The sequence below is a fragment of the Achromobacter sp. T5-5 genome, assembly GCF_055397965.1.
On sequence record NZ_AP027919.1, the window covers coordinates 134,786 to 149,209 of the forward strand.

At 66.9% G+C, this 14,424-nt stretch carries 15 protein-coding genes and 1 pseudogene; 7 read left to right on the plus strand and 9 right to left on the minus strand.

All coding sequences use genetic code 11. From position 1 onward, the window contains the following. Positions 1 to 148 precede the first annotated feature (148 nt). Both ACZ50Q_RS00650 and ACZ50Q_RS00655 read left to right on the plus strand, forming a co-directional pair. Positions 149 to 1,242, plus strand: a pseudogene (locus ACZ50Q_RS00650) (M20 aminoacylase family protein). 58 nt (positions 1,243 to 1,300) lie between these two features. Further along, entirely contained in the window at positions 1,301 to 2,272 is a 972-nt protein-coding gene (locus ACZ50Q_RS00655) for a Bug family tripartite tricarboxylate transporter substrate binding protein (RefSeq protein WP_092577012.1), read from the plus strand. A 108-nt stretch (positions 2,273 to 2,380) separates the two neighbouring features. Here the strand turns inward: ACZ50Q_RS00655 and ACZ50Q_RS00660 are convergent, their stop codons facing one another. Continuing rightward, a complete protein-coding gene (locus ACZ50Q_RS00660) occupies positions 2,381 to 2,713 on the minus strand; it encodes a YnfA family protein (protein ID WP_092577010.1) in 333 nt (110 codons plus the stop codon). Between the two features lie 6 nt (positions 2,714 to 2,719). Then, the gene (locus ACZ50Q_RS00665) at positions 2,720 to 3,103 is read right to left on the minus strand and encodes a MerR family transcriptional regulator (protein ID WP_076518081.1); all 384 of its coding nucleotides are present in this window, start codon (positions 3,101 to 3,103) and stop codon (positions 2,720 to 2,722) included. Positions 3,104 to 3,176: 73 nt separating this feature from the next. On the opposite strand from ACZ50Q_RS00665, the gene ACZ50Q_RS00670 reads away from it, so the two are divergent. Then, positions 3,177 to 4,244, plus strand: coding sequence for an MBL fold metallo-hydrolase (locus ACZ50Q_RS00670; protein ID WP_464080223.1), 1,068 nt, complete (start codon positions 3,177 to 3,179; stop codon positions 4,242 to 4,244). A 59-nt stretch (positions 4,245 to 4,303) separates the two neighbouring features. On the opposite strand, the gene ACZ50Q_RS00675 is transcribed toward ACZ50Q_RS00670, so the two are convergent. Then, positions 4,304 to 4,930 (minus strand): LysE family translocator, encoded by a 627-nt coding sequence (locus ACZ50Q_RS00675; RefSeq protein WP_076518077.1) that lies wholly within the window; start codon positions 4,928 to 4,930, stop codon positions 4,304 to 4,306. A gap of 130 nt (positions 4,931 to 5,060) precedes the next feature. Between ACZ50Q_RS00675 and ACZ50Q_RS00680 the strand changes: the two genes are divergently transcribed. Then, positions 5,061 to 5,768, plus strand: coding sequence for a nitroreductase (locus ACZ50Q_RS00680; protein ID WP_092576993.1), 708 nt, complete (start codon positions 5,061 to 5,063; stop codon positions 5,766 to 5,768). 57 nt (positions 5,769 to 5,825) lie between these two features. Further along, on the plus strand, positions 5,826 to 7,043 hold the full coding sequence (gene metC / locus ACZ50Q_RS00685; RefSeq protein ID WP_076518073.1) for a cystathionine beta-lyase: 1,218 nt from the start codon (positions 5,826 to 5,828) through the stop codon (positions 7,041 to 7,043). A 100-nt stretch (positions 7,044 to 7,143) separates the two neighbouring features. On the opposite strand, the gene ACZ50Q_RS00690 is transcribed toward metC, so the two are convergent. From ACZ50Q_RS00690 to argS, 3 genes are all read right to left on the minus strand, one after another. Continuing rightward, positions 7,144 to 7,776 carry a thiol:disulfide interchange protein DsbA/DsbL gene (locus ACZ50Q_RS00690; RefSeq protein WP_076518067.1) on the minus strand — a complete coding sequence of 211 codons (633 nt, stop codon included), beginning with the start codon at positions 7,774 to 7,776 and terminating at the stop codon, positions 7,144 to 7,146. 79 nt (positions 7,777 to 7,855) lie between these two features. Then, positions 7,856 to 8,572: an SPOR domain-containing protein gene (locus ACZ50Q_RS00695; RefSeq protein WP_464080224.1), complete on the minus strand. Its 717-nt coding sequence runs from the start codon at positions 8,570 to 8,572 to the stop codon at positions 7,856 to 7,858. 9 nt (positions 8,573 to 8,581) lie between these two features. Next, positions 8,582 to 10,267: an arginine--tRNA ligase gene (argS, locus tag ACZ50Q_RS00700; RefSeq protein WP_464080225.1), complete on the minus strand. Its 1,686-nt coding sequence runs from the start codon at positions 10,265 to 10,267 to the stop codon at positions 8,582 to 8,584. Positions 10,268 to 10,535: 268 nt separating this feature from the next. Between argS and ACZ50Q_RS00705 the strand changes: the two genes are divergently transcribed. Both ACZ50Q_RS00705 and ACZ50Q_RS00710 read left to right on the plus strand, forming a co-directional pair. Continuing rightward, on the plus strand, positions 10,536 to 10,883 hold the full coding sequence (locus tag ACZ50Q_RS00705; protein ID WP_464080226.1) for a DUF1840 domain-containing protein: 348 nt from the start codon (positions 10,536 to 10,538) through the stop codon (positions 10,881 to 10,883). Positions 10,884 to 10,962: 79 nt separating this feature from the next. Then, positions 10,963 to 11,280 carry a hypothetical protein gene (locus ACZ50Q_RS00710; protein WP_092576984.1) on the plus strand — a complete coding sequence of 106 codons (318 nt, stop codon included), beginning with the start codon at positions 10,963 to 10,965 and terminating at the stop codon, positions 11,278 to 11,280. Between the two features lie 76 nt (positions 11,281 to 11,356). Here ACZ50Q_RS00710 and ACZ50Q_RS00715 read toward each other — a convergent pair whose 3' ends face one another. Genes ACZ50Q_RS00715 through ACZ50Q_RS00725 form a run of 3 tightly spaced genes read right to left on the minus strand, consistent with a single transcriptional unit; the run spans position 11,357 to position 14,341 of the window. Continuing rightward, positions 11,357 to 12,157, minus strand: a complete 801-nt coding sequence (locus tag ACZ50Q_RS00715; protein ID WP_092576982.1) for a carbohydrate ABC transporter permease — start codon at positions 12,155 to 12,157, stop codon at positions 11,357 to 11,359. Beyond that, complete coding sequence (locus ACZ50Q_RS00720) at positions 12,154 to 13,029, minus strand: carbohydrate ABC transporter permease (RefSeq protein ID WP_076518053.1); 876 nt, start codon at positions 13,027 to 13,029, stop codon at positions 12,154 to 12,156. Before ACZ50Q_RS00720 ends, ACZ50Q_RS00715 begins: the two co-directional genes overlap by 4 nt. A gap of 16 nt (positions 13,030 to 13,045) precedes the next feature. After that, positions 13,046 to 14,341 (minus strand): ABC transporter substrate-binding protein, encoded by a 1,296-nt coding sequence (locus tag ACZ50Q_RS00725; RefSeq protein WP_076518051.1) that lies wholly within the window; start codon positions 14,339 to 14,341, stop codon positions 13,046 to 13,048. Between the last annotated feature and the right edge of the window lie 83 nt (positions 14,342 to 14,424).

The window sequence follows — 14,424 nt, forward strand, 5'->3', positions numbered from 1 at the left end:
GCCGCGCAATGATGCAGTGCAAATATTACGTTTACGTAAACGTAAATTGGATTCGGGTTATCCCTAGCCATTCGTGGGCGCCACGGACAGTCGCGATGGGTAGTATTCATCCGGCCCTTGAATCCCGATTCACCCGATGGAGTACGCCTTGCTTGAACTTTCCAACCTGGACGATATCGTGGCGCTGCGCCGCGACATCCACATGCATCCGGAGCTTTGCTACGAAGAGCACCGCACGGCGAAGGTGGTGGCCGACGCGCTGCGCGGCTGGGGCATCGACACGCATACCGGCATCGCCAAGACGGGCGTGGTCGGGGTGATCAAGCGCGGCACGTCGGATCGGGCCATCATGCTGCGCGCCGATATGGACGCCCTGCCCATGCAGGAAGAGAACCAGTTCGAACACCGCTCGCGCCACGACGGCAAGATGCACGGCTGCGGCCACGATGGCCATACCGCGAAGGCGGCGCGGGCGGCCGGGCCATGATCCAGGACGGCCTTTTCACCCGCTTTCCGTGCGAGGCCGTGTTCGGCATGCACAACTGGCCGGGCCTGCCGGCCGGATCGTTCGGCGTCTGTTCCGGCCCCATGATGGCGGCGGCCAACGGCTTCAAGATCACCGTCAAGGGCAAGGGCGGCCACGCCGCCGCCCCGCAGGCCTGCAACGACCCGGTGCCGGCGCTTTTTGCCATCGGCCAGTCGCTGCAGACGATCCTGACGCGCAGCAAGCGTCCGCTGGACGCGGCGGTGCTGTCCATCACCCAGGTGCAGGCGGGCGGCAGCGTCATCAACGTGATCCCCAATACCGCGTGGCTGGGCGGGTCGGTGCGCGCCTATCGTACCGACGTGGTGGACCTGATCGAGCGGCGCATGCAGGAGATCGCGGGCAGCATCGCCGCCGCGCATGGCTGCGAGGCCGAGGTGTACTTCGAGCGCCGCTATCCCGCGCTGATCAACACCGCGGCCGAGACCGAGTTCTGCATGGACGTGATGCGCGAGGTCGTGGGCGAGGACCGCGCGCTGACCATCGAACCGGCCATGGCCTCGGAGGATTTCGCGTTCCTGCTGCAGGAAAAGCCGGGCTGCTATGTGTTCCTGGGCAACGGCGACGGCGAGCACCGCATGGCGGGCCACGGGCTCGGTCCCTGCATGCTGCACAACGCCAGCTACGACTTCAATGATTCCTTGATTCCGGCGGGCGCGTCGTACTGGGTTCGCCTGGCGCAGCGCTATCTCGCCTGATGGGGTTTTCCGCAGTTCGTTTCACCAACGCAGTGCTACGCAACATCACCAGGACGATATGAAAAAGAAGACATTGCTGACCAAGGCCGCGGGGGCGGCCCTGGCAATCATGGCAAGCGGCGCGATGGCCCAGAGCTGGCCGGCCAAGCCTGTCACCGTGGTCGTGCCCTACACCGCCGGCGGCAGCGCCGATGCGATTGGGCGCCGCCTGGCCGACGCGCTGCGCAAGGAAGCGAACGTGACGGTCATCGTCGAGAACAAGCCGGGCGCGGGGGCCTCTGTGGGCACCGACTTCGTGGCGCGCGCGCAGCCGGACGGCACTACGCTGTTGCTGGCCTCGACCAGCCCGCTGACGATCTTTCCGCACCTGACCAAGACCAACTACGACCCGATGAAGGACCTGACGCCGGTGGCCAGCGTGGCCGTGGCGCCGGTCGCCATCGTGGCGACCAAGGCGTTGCCGGTGAAGGATTTCGCGGGCCTGGTCGACTACGCCAAGTCGCATCCCGACGGCGTGCGCTATGGCACGCCGGGCCAGGGCACGGTCGCGCACCTGGGCATGGCCGCGGTCACCGCGCAGACGGGCACCCGGATGCTGCACGTGCCCTACCGCGGCAACAGCCAGGCGCTGACCGACGGCCTGGGCGGCGTGGTGGAACTGCTGGTGGTCAACAGCGACGTCGTGCTGCCGCACGTGGCCAACGGGGCGCTCAAGCCGCTGGCGGTGATGGCGCCGCAGCGCCTGCCGGCATGGCCCGACGTGCCGACGATGGCCGAATTGAAGCTGCCGCAGGCGCAGTACTACTCGAACTTCGGCATCTTCGCGCCGGCCAACCTGCCGCCGGCCGTGTCGCAGCCGCTGCAGGCCGCGCTGGCGAAGGCCGTGGGCAGCGCCGAGTTCCAGGACCTGCTGGCCAAGTCGTTCCTGCAGCCGGGCACGGCATCGGGCGAAGCCTTCGCCAAGCAGGTGCAGGCCGAGTTCACGAACAACGCCCGCATCATCAAGGAAGGCAATATCAAGGCCGAGTGACCGGGGCCGGCGATGACCGGCGAACGATCCACCGCATGAATAAGCGCGCGTCCCTTCCTGGGTACGCGCGCTTTTCTTTTTCATGCGCTGCTGGGCAGGCGGGCCGGATCAGGTGCCGCGCGGGCCGAACATGATCACCAGCATCCCGGCCAGGCAAAGCCCCACGCCGATGAAATCGCTGGCGCTGGGGCGCACGCCGTCCACCGCCCACAGCCACAATAGCGCCATGCCGATATACACACCGCCGTAGGCGGCATAGACGCGTCCCGACGCGGTGGGATGCAGGGTCAGCAGCCACGCGAACAACGCGAGGCTGATTGCGGCGGGCGCCAGCAACCAGATGGAGTGGCCCTTGCGCAGCCACAGATACGGCAGGTAGCAGCCGATGATTTCGGCCAGGGCGGTCAGGATGAAAAGCCCGACGGTGTGCAGGACTGCCATGCGCGCCTAAGACTTTTGTTGCGCCAGCAGGACGCGGCACTGGCGCTCCTGTTCGCTGATTTCCTGGAGCGTGTCGTCGATGTCGCGGCGCTGCTGCTCCAGCGTGACGCGGTGCTGTTCCAGTACGGACAGGTATTGGCGCAGTTGCACCTCGGTGTCGCCGGGCCCGTCGTACATGTCGATGAGCGTCAGGATCTCGGAGAGCTGCAGGCCCAGGCGTTTGCCGCGCAACGCCAGTTTCAGGCGCGTGCGGTCGCGCGGCCCGAAGATGCGGTTGCGGCCCTCGCGCGCCGGGCTGACGATCCCCTGGTCTTCGTAGAAGCGGATCGTGCGGGGCGTGACGTCGAACTCGCGCGCGAGTTCAGAGATGGTCCAGGTTGACGGGGGCATGCGACGTGTGGCAGTTTACGTAAACGTAAATTATGATGACTTGACCAGATCGTCAAGCGTGGAGCGAGAGGCAATGAACCCCAACGAACAGAAGCTGCAGTATCCCTGGGCCGATTTCCAGCCCGAGGCCGGCCGCGCGCATGCGGTGGCGGAAGGCGTCAAGTGGATCCGGATGCCGCTGCCGTTCGCGCTGGATCATATCAACCTCTGGCTGCTGCGCGACCGCATCGACGGCAAGGACGGGTGGACCATCGTCGATTGCGGCATCTCGCGCGACGAAGTGAAGACGCTGTGGGAAGACGTGTTCAGGAACGAGCTGGACGGCCTGCCCGTGCTGCGCGTGATCGTCACCCACATGCACCCGGACCACATCGGCCTGGCCCATTGGCTGTGCGAACGCTGGAATGCCCGGTTGTGGATGACGATGACCGATTTCATGGTGGCCTCGCTGTGGTCGTCGCGCCGCAATGACGCTGGCGCGGGCCCGGGCGGGCAATCGGCGGTCGAGCACTTCGCCCGCCACGGCCTGACGGACCCCGACGCGCAGGAGCAGATCCGTCAGCGCGCCAGCTATTACCCCAACCTGGTGCCCGCCGTGCCGTCGCGCTACACGCGCATCATGGACGGCGATCAGGTGCGCATCGGTGGACGCGACTGGCGCGTCATCGTGGGCTATGGCCACGCGCCGGAACATGCGTCGCTGTTTTCGCCCGACCTGGGCGTGCTGATCTCGGGCGACATGGTGCTGCCGCGCATTTCCACCAACGTCAGCGTGTTCGACTACGAACCCGACGCCAATCCCCTGCCCCTGTACCTGCGTTCGCTGGATGGCTACGACGGCCTGCCGGACGACACGCTGGTGTTGCCGTCGCACGGCCGTCCGTTCACGGGGCTGCACGAGCGCATCGCGCAGCAGCACGAGCATCACCGCGACCGGCTGGCCGAGGTGCTGGAAGCCTGTGCGGCCCAGCCCCAGTCCACCTCCGATATCGTGCCCGTGCTGTTCAAGCGCAAGCTGGACCTGCACCAGCTCACGTTCGCCATGGGCGAAGCGCTGGCGCATCTGCATGCGCTGTATTTCGAAGGCAAATTGACGCGCGCGCAGGACGCGGACGGCATCGTGCGGTTCAAGGCCGCCTGAGCGCCAGCAGGCTGGGCCCCGGCCCCTTGGCCACGGCCTTGATGCCGGGGCGCCGCGCTTTAGCGCGAGGCCGTCGCCAGCCGCACGGCCAGGCCCACGAACACCAGCGCCGCGATGCGGTTCAGCCAGCGCTTGGCCGTCACCGAGCGTTGCAGCAGTTCGCCGAACGCACCCGAGAAGAACGCGATGGCCCCGAACACCAGCAGCGTCGACACGATGAACACCGCGCCCAGCTGCATGGTCTGCAGGCCCACCGGGCCCAGCCGGGGCGAGGTGAACTGCGGCAGGAAGGCAAAGAAGAACAGCAGCACCTTTGGATTGGTCAGGTTCATGACGATGCCGCGCCGGTACAGCGCGCCGGGCCGCATGGGCTCGGGGCGCTTGCCGGTTTCGGATTCGACGGGGGCGCGCAGGATCTGCCAGGCCAGCCATGCGAGATACGCCGCGCCCGCCAGCTTGAGCACCGTAAACGCCACGGGCGATGCGGCGAAGACGGCGGCCAGTCCCACCGCGACGGCCGCCGTGTGTCCCAGCAGTCCGGTGCACAGGCCCAGCACCACGAACATGCCCGCCTTGCGTCCCCAGATGGCCGACTGCATCAGCACGAAGAGGTTGTCCGGCCCCGGCGTCAGCGCCAGCAGCACGGCAATGCCGAAAAATGCGATCAGGGTGTCCAGGGGCAGCATGAGTTCTTTTCCGTAACGGACCCGCCAGGCGGCGGGTCGGACAAGGGCGCGGCCGGCGGTGTGCGGACAGACGCGCGCGGCTAGTGGCATCATAAGGTCAAAGCCGAACATGACAGGAGACATACCGACCATGACCGTTGCCGCCCACTCCCTTGACGCCGCCAGGGCGCCTGCCGACGCCGCGCTCGAAGACTGGCTGCTTGCGCGCCACAGCTGCCGCGCCTTCCAGCCGCAGCCCGTGCCGCGCGTCACCATCGAACGCATCCTGAGCCTGGCCCAGCGCACGGCGTCCTGGTGCAACTGCCAGCCCTGGCAGGTGGCCATCACCGAGGGCGCGGGCACGCAGCGGCTGCGCGACGCGCTGCAGCAGCGCGCAGAGGTCCCGGGGTCCACGCCCGACTTTCCCTTCCCGCGCGAATACCGCGGCGATTACCTTGCCCGCCGCCGCGAATCGGGTTTTCAGCTCTACGGCGCCGTCGGCGTGCCGCGCGGCGACCGCGAGGCCTACCGGCGCCAGGAAATGCGCAACTTTGCGCTGTTCGACGCGCCGCACGTCGCCATCGTCACCACCGATGAGGCGCTCGGCGAATACGGCGCAATGGACTGCGGCGGGTACGTCGCCAATTTCCTGCTGGCGGCCCAGGCCAATGGCGTGGCCACCGTGGCGCAGGCGTCGTTGGCGATGTATCCGGAAGTGCTGCGCGAGGTCCTGGGCATCGGAGCGGACCGGCGCGTGGTCTGCGGCATCTCGTTCGGCTTTGAAGACAGGGCGCATCCGGCCAATAGCTACCGCACCCGGCGCGCGGAGTTGTCCGAGACCGTGCGCTGGATAGGCTGAAATTCCCGCCGGCACCTGATATGGTTTGACTTCCCCGAATTCGTCGCGCCCCACAAGATGCCTACCAAACACATCGATACGGTCCTCCAGCACGCCGGCACCGCTCCGTTCAACCCCGAGACCGGCACGGCCCCGGTGCCGCTGCCGCCCATGCGGGCCAGCACGGTGCGCTTTGCCAACATCGCCGCCCTGGAAAATGCCCAGCGCAGCAAGGCGGCGGGCGGTCGCGCCACGACCTATGGCCGCATGGGCATGGACACGCACGCGGCGCTCGAAGAGGTGTTCACGCAGCTGGAAGGCGGCACGCACTGCTACCTGGCGCCCTCGGGCTTGTCGGCGATGACCATGGTCATGATGGCGCTGTGCTCGGCGGGCGACCACGCGCTGATCTCCGACTGCGTGTATGGCCCGATGCGCGAGCTGGACGACGCCGTCCTCAAGCGCATGAACATCTCCATCACGTATTTCTCCGCGGACGACGACCTGCAGGCGCTGGTGCAGCCGAACACCACGCTGCTGTACGTGGAATCGCCGGGTTCGCTGCTCTTTGAAATGCTGGACATGGGCGCGATGGCCGCGTTTGCCCAGGAACACGGGCTGGTGCTGGCCACCGACAACACGTGGGGGTCGGGCTATATCTACCGTCCGCTCACGCTCGGCGCGCAGGTCTCGGTCATTGCGGGCACCAAGTACGTGGGCGGCCATTCCGACCTGATGCTGGGCGCGGTGGTCACCAACGACGAAGCCATCGCCCGCAAGCTCAACCGCACGCAGTATGCGATGGGCTATTCCATCAGCGCGGACGACGCGTGGCTCGCGCTGCGCGGCGTGCGCACCATGCCGATCCGCATGGCACAGCACGCGCGCCATGCCATGCAGGTGTGCGAATTCTTCAAGAACCGTCCCGAGACCGTGCGCCTGTTCCATCCCGCGTGGCCGGCGGACCCGGGCCATGCGCTGTGGCAGCGCGACTGCACCGGCTCGAACGGCATGCTGTCCGTGGAGCTGCGCCTGTCGCCGGATGCGGCGCGCACGTTCGTCGATGCGCTGACCCTGTTCGGCATCGGCTTTTCGTGGGGCGGGTATGAAAGCCTGGTGCAGCTCGTGTCGCCCAAGGACCTGTCCAAGCACCGCTATTGGGGCGAAGGCGACAACGCGGTGGTGCGCCTGCACATCGGACTGGAATCACCCGAAGACATCATCGCCGACCTGACCCAGGCGCTGGAAAAGGCCGCGGCGTTCCAGGCGCAGGCCCAGGTCCAGGCCCAGCCCTGAGGTCTGCGCGGCGTGGGCTGATGGCATCCTCTCGTTCAGAAAGGCAAAAGCCCCGAGCCGGGAGGCTCGGGGCTTCTGGAATGCAAATCCTGCGCGCGGATTACTTGGCGCGCGCCATCGGGATCAGCTTGTCCACTTCCTTCAAGGCGCCTTCGTAGCTGTTGCCCGCCATGACCGGCGAGGTCATGAACTTGCCGCCCACGGCGAAGGACGGGGTGCCTTCGATGCGGTAGGCGTCGGCCAGCTGGTTGGCGCGCTGCACCTGGGTCTGCACGCTGAACGAGTCGAACACGGAATCGAACTTGGCGCGGTCCACGCCCTGCGTGGCGATCCATTCGCCCATGGCCTTCTTGTCGAAGAGGCGCTTGTGCTCGCCGTGGATGGCCGTGAAGACCTTGGGGTGCAGGTCCGGGCGGTCCAGGGCCAGCAGCGTGTAGTAGAGCTGTTGCAGCGGCTTCATGCCGGCATTGAAGGCGATCGGCACCTGCTTGAGCACGACGTCGGACGGGGCGGTCTTGGCCCAGTCTTCGACCATGGGTTCCATGGCGGCGCAGTGCGGGCAGGTGTAGGCGAAGAATTCCAGGACCTCGACCTTGCCCGGGGTGTCCGACGGCAGCGGCGGATTGATCGGCACGTACTGCTGGGCGCCTTGCGCGTGGCTGGCCGGGCTGAAGAACGCCGTGGCGGTCAGCGCGGCGGCTGCCAGGATGCGGATGAGCTTGGGGGACAGCATGGATGAGGTTCCTGAATAAAAGGCTACAGACAGGGCCGGGGCCGGATTAGTTCAATGCAACACCATCCGCCGGACGCGCCTACTGGCGCACCACGGCGGTTTCGATCTTGTTCTCGCCCAGGCGGCCGCGGGCCCGGTTCATGTCGTCCAGGCGGGCAAACGGCCCCACGCGCACGCGGTTGATGGGCTTGCCGTTGAGTTCGGCCTTTTGAACGGCCACCGGCAGGCCCAGCAGGATGATGCGGGCCTTGAGCGATTCGGCGTCGCTTTCGCCGCGGAAGGCGCCTGCCTGCAGGTAGTACGTGCCCGTCGCTGCGGGGGCGGGCTTGCTGGCTGCGGGGGCGGGGGCGGCCTTCGAGATGGGCGTGGGCGACGAGCCGGAGGCGTTGGCCGGCGGTGCGGACGGGGCGGCGGCTGGCGCCCGGGAGGTGGGCAGGGTGGCGATCAGCGCGCCCAGGTCGTCCAGCTTGGCGGGTGTCTCGTCGCCCTTGGCCGGGGCGCCTGCGCCCGGCAGGGGCGCCGGGGCGGTGGCCGTGGGGCCGGTGGGCGGTGCGCCCGCCGCCCCGTCGCGGCCGTACAGGCCGGCGTTGGGGTCTGGCGCGTTGCGCGGATCGGGCAGCTTGCCCGTATCGCCCTGGCGGCTGGCCCGGTCCACGAAGGGGACGGGGGCCTTGGTGACGTAGAACGCGACGACGGCGGCGACGATCAGGCCGATCAGCAGGCCGGCCAGCGCCCCGTACAGGGTGCTGCCGCTTTCGCCGGAGGAACGGCGGGTAGGTTTGCGCTTGGTTGCCATGAACCGATGTTACATCCGCTCGGGCGCGGAGACGCCCAACAGGGCCAGGCCGTTGGCCAGCACCTGGCGGGTGGTGGCGGCCAGGCGCAGGCGGGCCAGCTTCAGCGCGGTGTCGTCGACCAGCACGCGCTCGGCGCCGTACCAGGCGTGGAAGTCCGACGCGCAGTCGCGCAGCCAGAACGCGATGTGGTGCGGCGACAGGTCCTGGGCGGCCAGCGCCACCACCTGGGGAAACTCGGCCAGGCGCTGCATCAGCGCAAATTCCGTCGGGGCGGTCAAGAGCGCGGCGTCGGCCTGGGCCACGTCGGCGGCCGGCATGCCGGCATTGTTGATGACCGAGCAGATGCGCGCGTGGGCGTACTGGATGTAATAGACGGGGTTCTCGTCGCTCTTGGACAGGGCCAGGTCGACGTCGAAGACGAATTCCGTGTCGGCGCGGCGCTGGATCAGGAAGTAGCGCACCGCATCGCGGCCGACCCAGTCGATCAGGTCGCGCATGGTGACGTAGCTGCCGGCGCGCTTGGAGATCTTGACCTCTTCGCCGCCGCGCATGACCTTGACCATCTTGTGCAGCACGTAGGACGGGTAGTCCTTCGGGATGCCCTCTTCCAGCGCCTGCAGACCGGCGCGCACGCGCGCCACGGTGCCGTGATGGTCGCTGCCCTGGATGTTCACGGCGCGGTGAAAGCCGCGTTCCCATTTGGCCTTGTGATAGGCCACGTCCGGCACGAAGTAGGTGTAGCCGCCCTCGCTTTTGCGCATGACGCGGTCTTTGTCGTCGCCCGTGCCCAGTTCGGTGGTGCGCAGCCACAGCGCGCCGCCTTCCTCGTAGGTGTGGCCGCCCGCGATCAGCGCCTTGACGGTCTCTTCGACGCGGCCGGACGTGTAGAGCGAGCTTTCCAGGTAATAGTTGTCGAACGCCAGGCCGAAAGCCTGCAGGTCCAGATCCTGCTCGCGGCGCAGATAGGCCACGGCAAACGCGCGGATGTCGTCCAGGTTGTCGATGTTGCCGGTGGCGGTGACGGGCTCGCCGTCGGACGCCTGGATGGTCTTGCCTTCCTGGAAGTCGCGGGCGATGTCGACGATGTAGTCGCCCTTGTAGCCGTCTTCGGGCCATTCGGGGGAATCGGTGCTCAGGCCGCGGGCGCGGGCCTGCACGCTGATGGCCAGATTGTTGATCTGGTTGCCGGCGTCGTTGTAATAGAACTCGCGGGTGACGTCCCAGCCAACGGCGTCGTACAGGCGGCACAGGGCGTCGCCCAGGGCCGCCTGGCGGGCATGGCCCACGTGCAGCGGGCCGGTGGGGTTGGCCGAGACGAACTCGACCAGGATCTTGTCGCCCAGGCGCGGGGCGCGCCCGAAGGCATCGCCCTGCTCGGCCACCGCGGCGATCACCGCCTGGCGGGCCGCCGGGGTGATGCGCAGGTTGATGAAGCCGGGACCGGCCACTTCGGCGCTCTCGACCAGCGCGGCGGCGTCCGGGTTGGCCATCACGGCGTCGACGATGGCCTGGGCCAGTTCGCGGGGATTGCGGCGCGCGGGCTTGGCAAGCTGCATGGCCACGTTGGTGGCGACGTCGCCGTGGGCGGCAACCTTGGGGCGCTCCAGCAGCACGTTGGGCTGGGCGTCAGGCAGGCTTTGCAGGACGGCGGCCTGGATCAGGGAGATAAGCTGTTTTTGTTGCTCGAGGAGCATGGGCGTCTGGCGTGGTTCTTGAGTGAGTGACGAAGGCGGCACGGCGCTTGCGGCTTGCCGGCATTACGCGCCGCGCCCGCAGGCTGGCGCTGGGTCCGGGCCGAAGGCGGCCGGCAAACCGGCGCGCTCATGCCGGATTCAGGCCCGGCGCGGGTCCTGCTGTCACGGGAATCCCCTGAATCATAGTTGATTTGAGGGCGCCAGTTGGCATCACGGGGGCGTTGCGGTAGTGTATGTAAGTAAGGTAATCAATGTGGGAGACTGAAATATGCTGATCACTTTTCACTCCAAGGTCGTGGCCGAAGTCCTGATGCTGACCGACCACGCCGGCGCGCTGCTGCAGGCGGCCGGCAAACCGGTCGGCGACAAGATCCCGGAGCGCGGCGTGTTCACCGTGGAGCAGCTCGGGCCGGCCATCAGCGGCATCGAACGCGCGATCGACGAGTACCAGCACGCCCATGAAGGCGCCGACGAGGAAAACGACGACAAGGCCCCGGTCGCCCCGATGGCGCGCATGGTGGGCTTGAAGGAACGGGCCTTTCCCCTGCTGGACATGATGCGCCAGTCGCAGGCCGCGGGGGCCGAGGTCACCTGGGAAGTGTCGCGGGGCTGGTAGGGATATGTCGCCGGACGGACAATCTGTCCGGCGTTTTTTGCCTACCCTACTGGCCTGACGCCATCTGACGGAGCTTTCCATGCGCAGCGACATCACCATCGTTTTCGACGCCCGGCGTTCGCTGGACCTTTCAGCGAACGTCGAGCCCTCTCCCCAACGCCAGGCCGAGGCGCGCGACTGGTTCGACGGCGCCTGGGAAACCCTGGGCTGCGAGCCGCTGCGTCCCAGCGGCAAGGTCCTGCTGCTGGACAAGGTGCTGGGCGTGGCCGATGCGCTGGGCTACGACGTCCTGTCCACCGACGAAAAGGAAGCCGGGGAATTCGCCGAGCACCTAGCGCTGGCGCTGGAGCGGCCGCGCATCACCGTGGATCTGCCCGGACTCACCGTGGGGTACTGATGCCCGGTCCCGCCTGAAACGCAAAAACCCGCCTCGGCGGGTTTTTTTGTGCGCTGCGACGGCGCAGGAAACCGGCCTACCGGATCCCCGCCCGCATGAACGACTGCACGAACTGGCGCTGGAACAGCAGGAATGCAATCAGCAGCGGCGCGGCCGACATCAGCGTGGCCGCGGTGATCACAGACCAGTCGATGCCCTGGTCGGTGGAAGAAAACACCTGCAGGCCTACCGTCAGCGGCCGGGATTCGACCGAGTTGGTGATGATGAGCGGCCACAGGAAGTTGTTCCAGTGGTGGCTCACCGACACCAGCCCGTAGGCGACGTAGATCGGCTTGGCGAGCGGCACGTACACTTTCCAGAGCACCTGCAGCGCGTTTGCGCCTTCCATGCGGGCCGCTTCTTCCAGTTCACGCGGGACCGTCTTGAAGGTCTGGCGCAACAGGAAGATGCCGAAGGCCGACGCGAAGTACGGCAGGCCGATGGCGAACACCGTGTCGCGCACGCCCAGCAGGCTCATCGACCGGTAGTTCTCCACCAGCAGCACGTCCGGCATGATCATGAGCTGCAGCAGCACCAGCATGAAGACGAAGTCGCGGCCCCGGAATTCGAAGCGCGCGAACGCGTAGCCCGCCAGGGTCGACAGCACCAGTTGCGCGGCCAGCACCATCGTGACCAGCACGAAGGTGTTCAGGAAGTAGCGCGGGAACGGCGCCGCATTCCAGGCGCGCACGAAGTTGTCCAGCGTCAGCGGGGCGAAGAGGTCGAAACGGGTCGCGTAGGCAGGCGGATGGAAGGCCGCCCACACCGCATAGGCCAGCGGCAGGATCCACAGAAGGCCCAGCGCCCACGCGCCCAGGGTATCGAGCTTGTCTTTCATTGATAGTGCGTCCTGCGGTCCAGCCAGCGGAACTTGACCAGCGCCGTCAGCGCCAGCACCACCAGCAACACGACGGTCAGGGTCGCGGCATAGGCCGTGTCCCAGAAACTGAATCCCACCTGGTAGATGTAGTAGAGCAGCAAGGTGCTGGCGTTGTCGGGCCCGCCGCGCGTCATGACGACCACGTGGTCGACCAGCCGGAACGCGTTGATCAGGGCATTGATCAGCACGAACAGCGTGGTGGGCATCAGGAGCGGCCACAGGATGCGGCGGAAATACTGCCAGCGCGATGCGCCTTCCAGCATGGCTGCTTCACGCAGGGACGGCGATACCGTCTGCAGCGCCGCCAGGTAGAAGATCATGAAGAACCCGGCCTCTTTCCACACGGTCACCAGCATCAGCGCGGGCAGCGCCGTCTCGCGGTTGCCCAGCCAGTTGGGGCCCGGCGCGCCGAACCAGCCCATCACCTGCGCGATCAGCCCGTACTGCGGCGTGTAGAAAAACAGCCAGATGTTGGCCACCGCCACCATGGGCAGCACCGTCGGCGTGAAGTACGCCATGCGCAGGAACCCGCGCCCGGCGAGGTTGCGGTTCACCCACAACGCCATGACCAGCGCGATCCCGATCGAGGTGGGAATGGTGCCCAGGGCGAACCACAGGTTGTTCCACAACGACTGCCAGAACACCGGGTCGTCGCGCATGACCGCGTAATTCTCCAGCCCGACGAAGCGGGCCGGGCGCGCGCCCTTGGGCGTGGAGAAAAAGCTGTGCCATAGCGTCGCCACCGCCGGGTAATGCGTGAAGGCGGCGAGCAGCACGATGGCTGGCAGCAACAGCAGCCAGCCATAAAGCGCATTCAAAGAGCGGCTCATCGTGCTTGGGGTCGGTTTACTTGTAGGAACGCAGGATGCGGTCGGATTCGCGCTGCGCGTCGGTCAGGGCCTGCTGCGGCGTCTTGGAACCCGTCAGCGCCGCCTGCAGCGCGTCGTTCAGGGTCTTGGTGACGCGCTGGTTCTCATGCGTCGAGAATTCCGCCACGCTGACTTCCAGCTGGTCGCGCGCGACGGTGGCCGCCGGCACTTCCTGCGCGTACTTCTTCATCTTCTCGGTTTGCCAGGCGGCCGGCGTCACGGCCACATAGCCCGTGGCGATGCTCCAGTCGGCCGCACGTTCGGGCGTGGTGGCCCACTGCGCGAACTTCAGCGCCGCTTGCTGCTGCTCCGGCGTGCCGCTCTTGAAGATGTAGAAATTGCCGCCGCCGGTGGGGCTGCCGCCGCGCTTTTGCTTGGGCATCATGGCCACCCCGAACGGGAAGTCCGCGTTCTTGCGGATGTTGGTCAGGTTGCCGGTGGTGGTCCACACCATGGCCGCCTTCTTTTCCAGGAAGTCCTTGGGCGTGGTGCCCCAGTCGATCGTGCCGGTCGGCATGATCTTGTGCTTGGCCGACAGGTCGCGCCAGAACTGCGCGGCTTCCACCACTTCCGGCTTGTCCAGGTAGACCTCGTTGCCGGCTTCGTTCATCAGGATCGCGCCGTTGGGCGTGGTCAGGGCCTGGAACAGCCAGTAGGCGAACGCGCCGCCCGACGGGATCTCGATGCCCCACTGGGTGGTGTTGCCCGAGGCGTCCTGCTTGGTCAGCTTCTTGCCGTACTCGACCAGCTCGGCCCAGGTCTTGGGCGGCTGCTCGGGATCCAGGCCGGCGGCCTTGAACAGGTCCTTGTTGTAGTACATGACGATCGTCGAACGCTGGAACGGCACGCCCCAGGTGTGGCCGCCGGAGCGGCTGTTCTGCATGAAGGCGTCATAGAAGCCGCCCAGCCACTTTTTGTCGGCGTCGCTCTTGGCCAGGCTGTCGATGGGAACGATGGCGTCCTCGTCGATCAGCGTGAACATGTCGGTCGACAGCAGCACCGCGAGCTGGGGCGGGGTGCCGCCCTTCAGTGCGGTCAGCGCCTTGGCGATGGAGTCCTGGTACGAGCCGGCGTAGATCGGCTTGATCTTGATGTTCGGATTTTCCTTCTGGAACTCCGTCACCATGTCGTCCACGATCTTGGTGATCGGACCGCCGACGGCGACCGGGTAGTAGAACTCCACCTCGACGGGCTTGTTCTGCGCCTGCACAGGCAGAGAAAGGCAGGCGGCGGCCAGGCTGGCGGCCAGGGTCTTCAGTACGATGCGTCGCATGTTGTGTTTCCTTTTCTGTGTAATGGGCGTTTTTACCGCCGGGCCGTCCCAAGGTAAGAACCGCCCCCTCGGGGGGCAGCAAG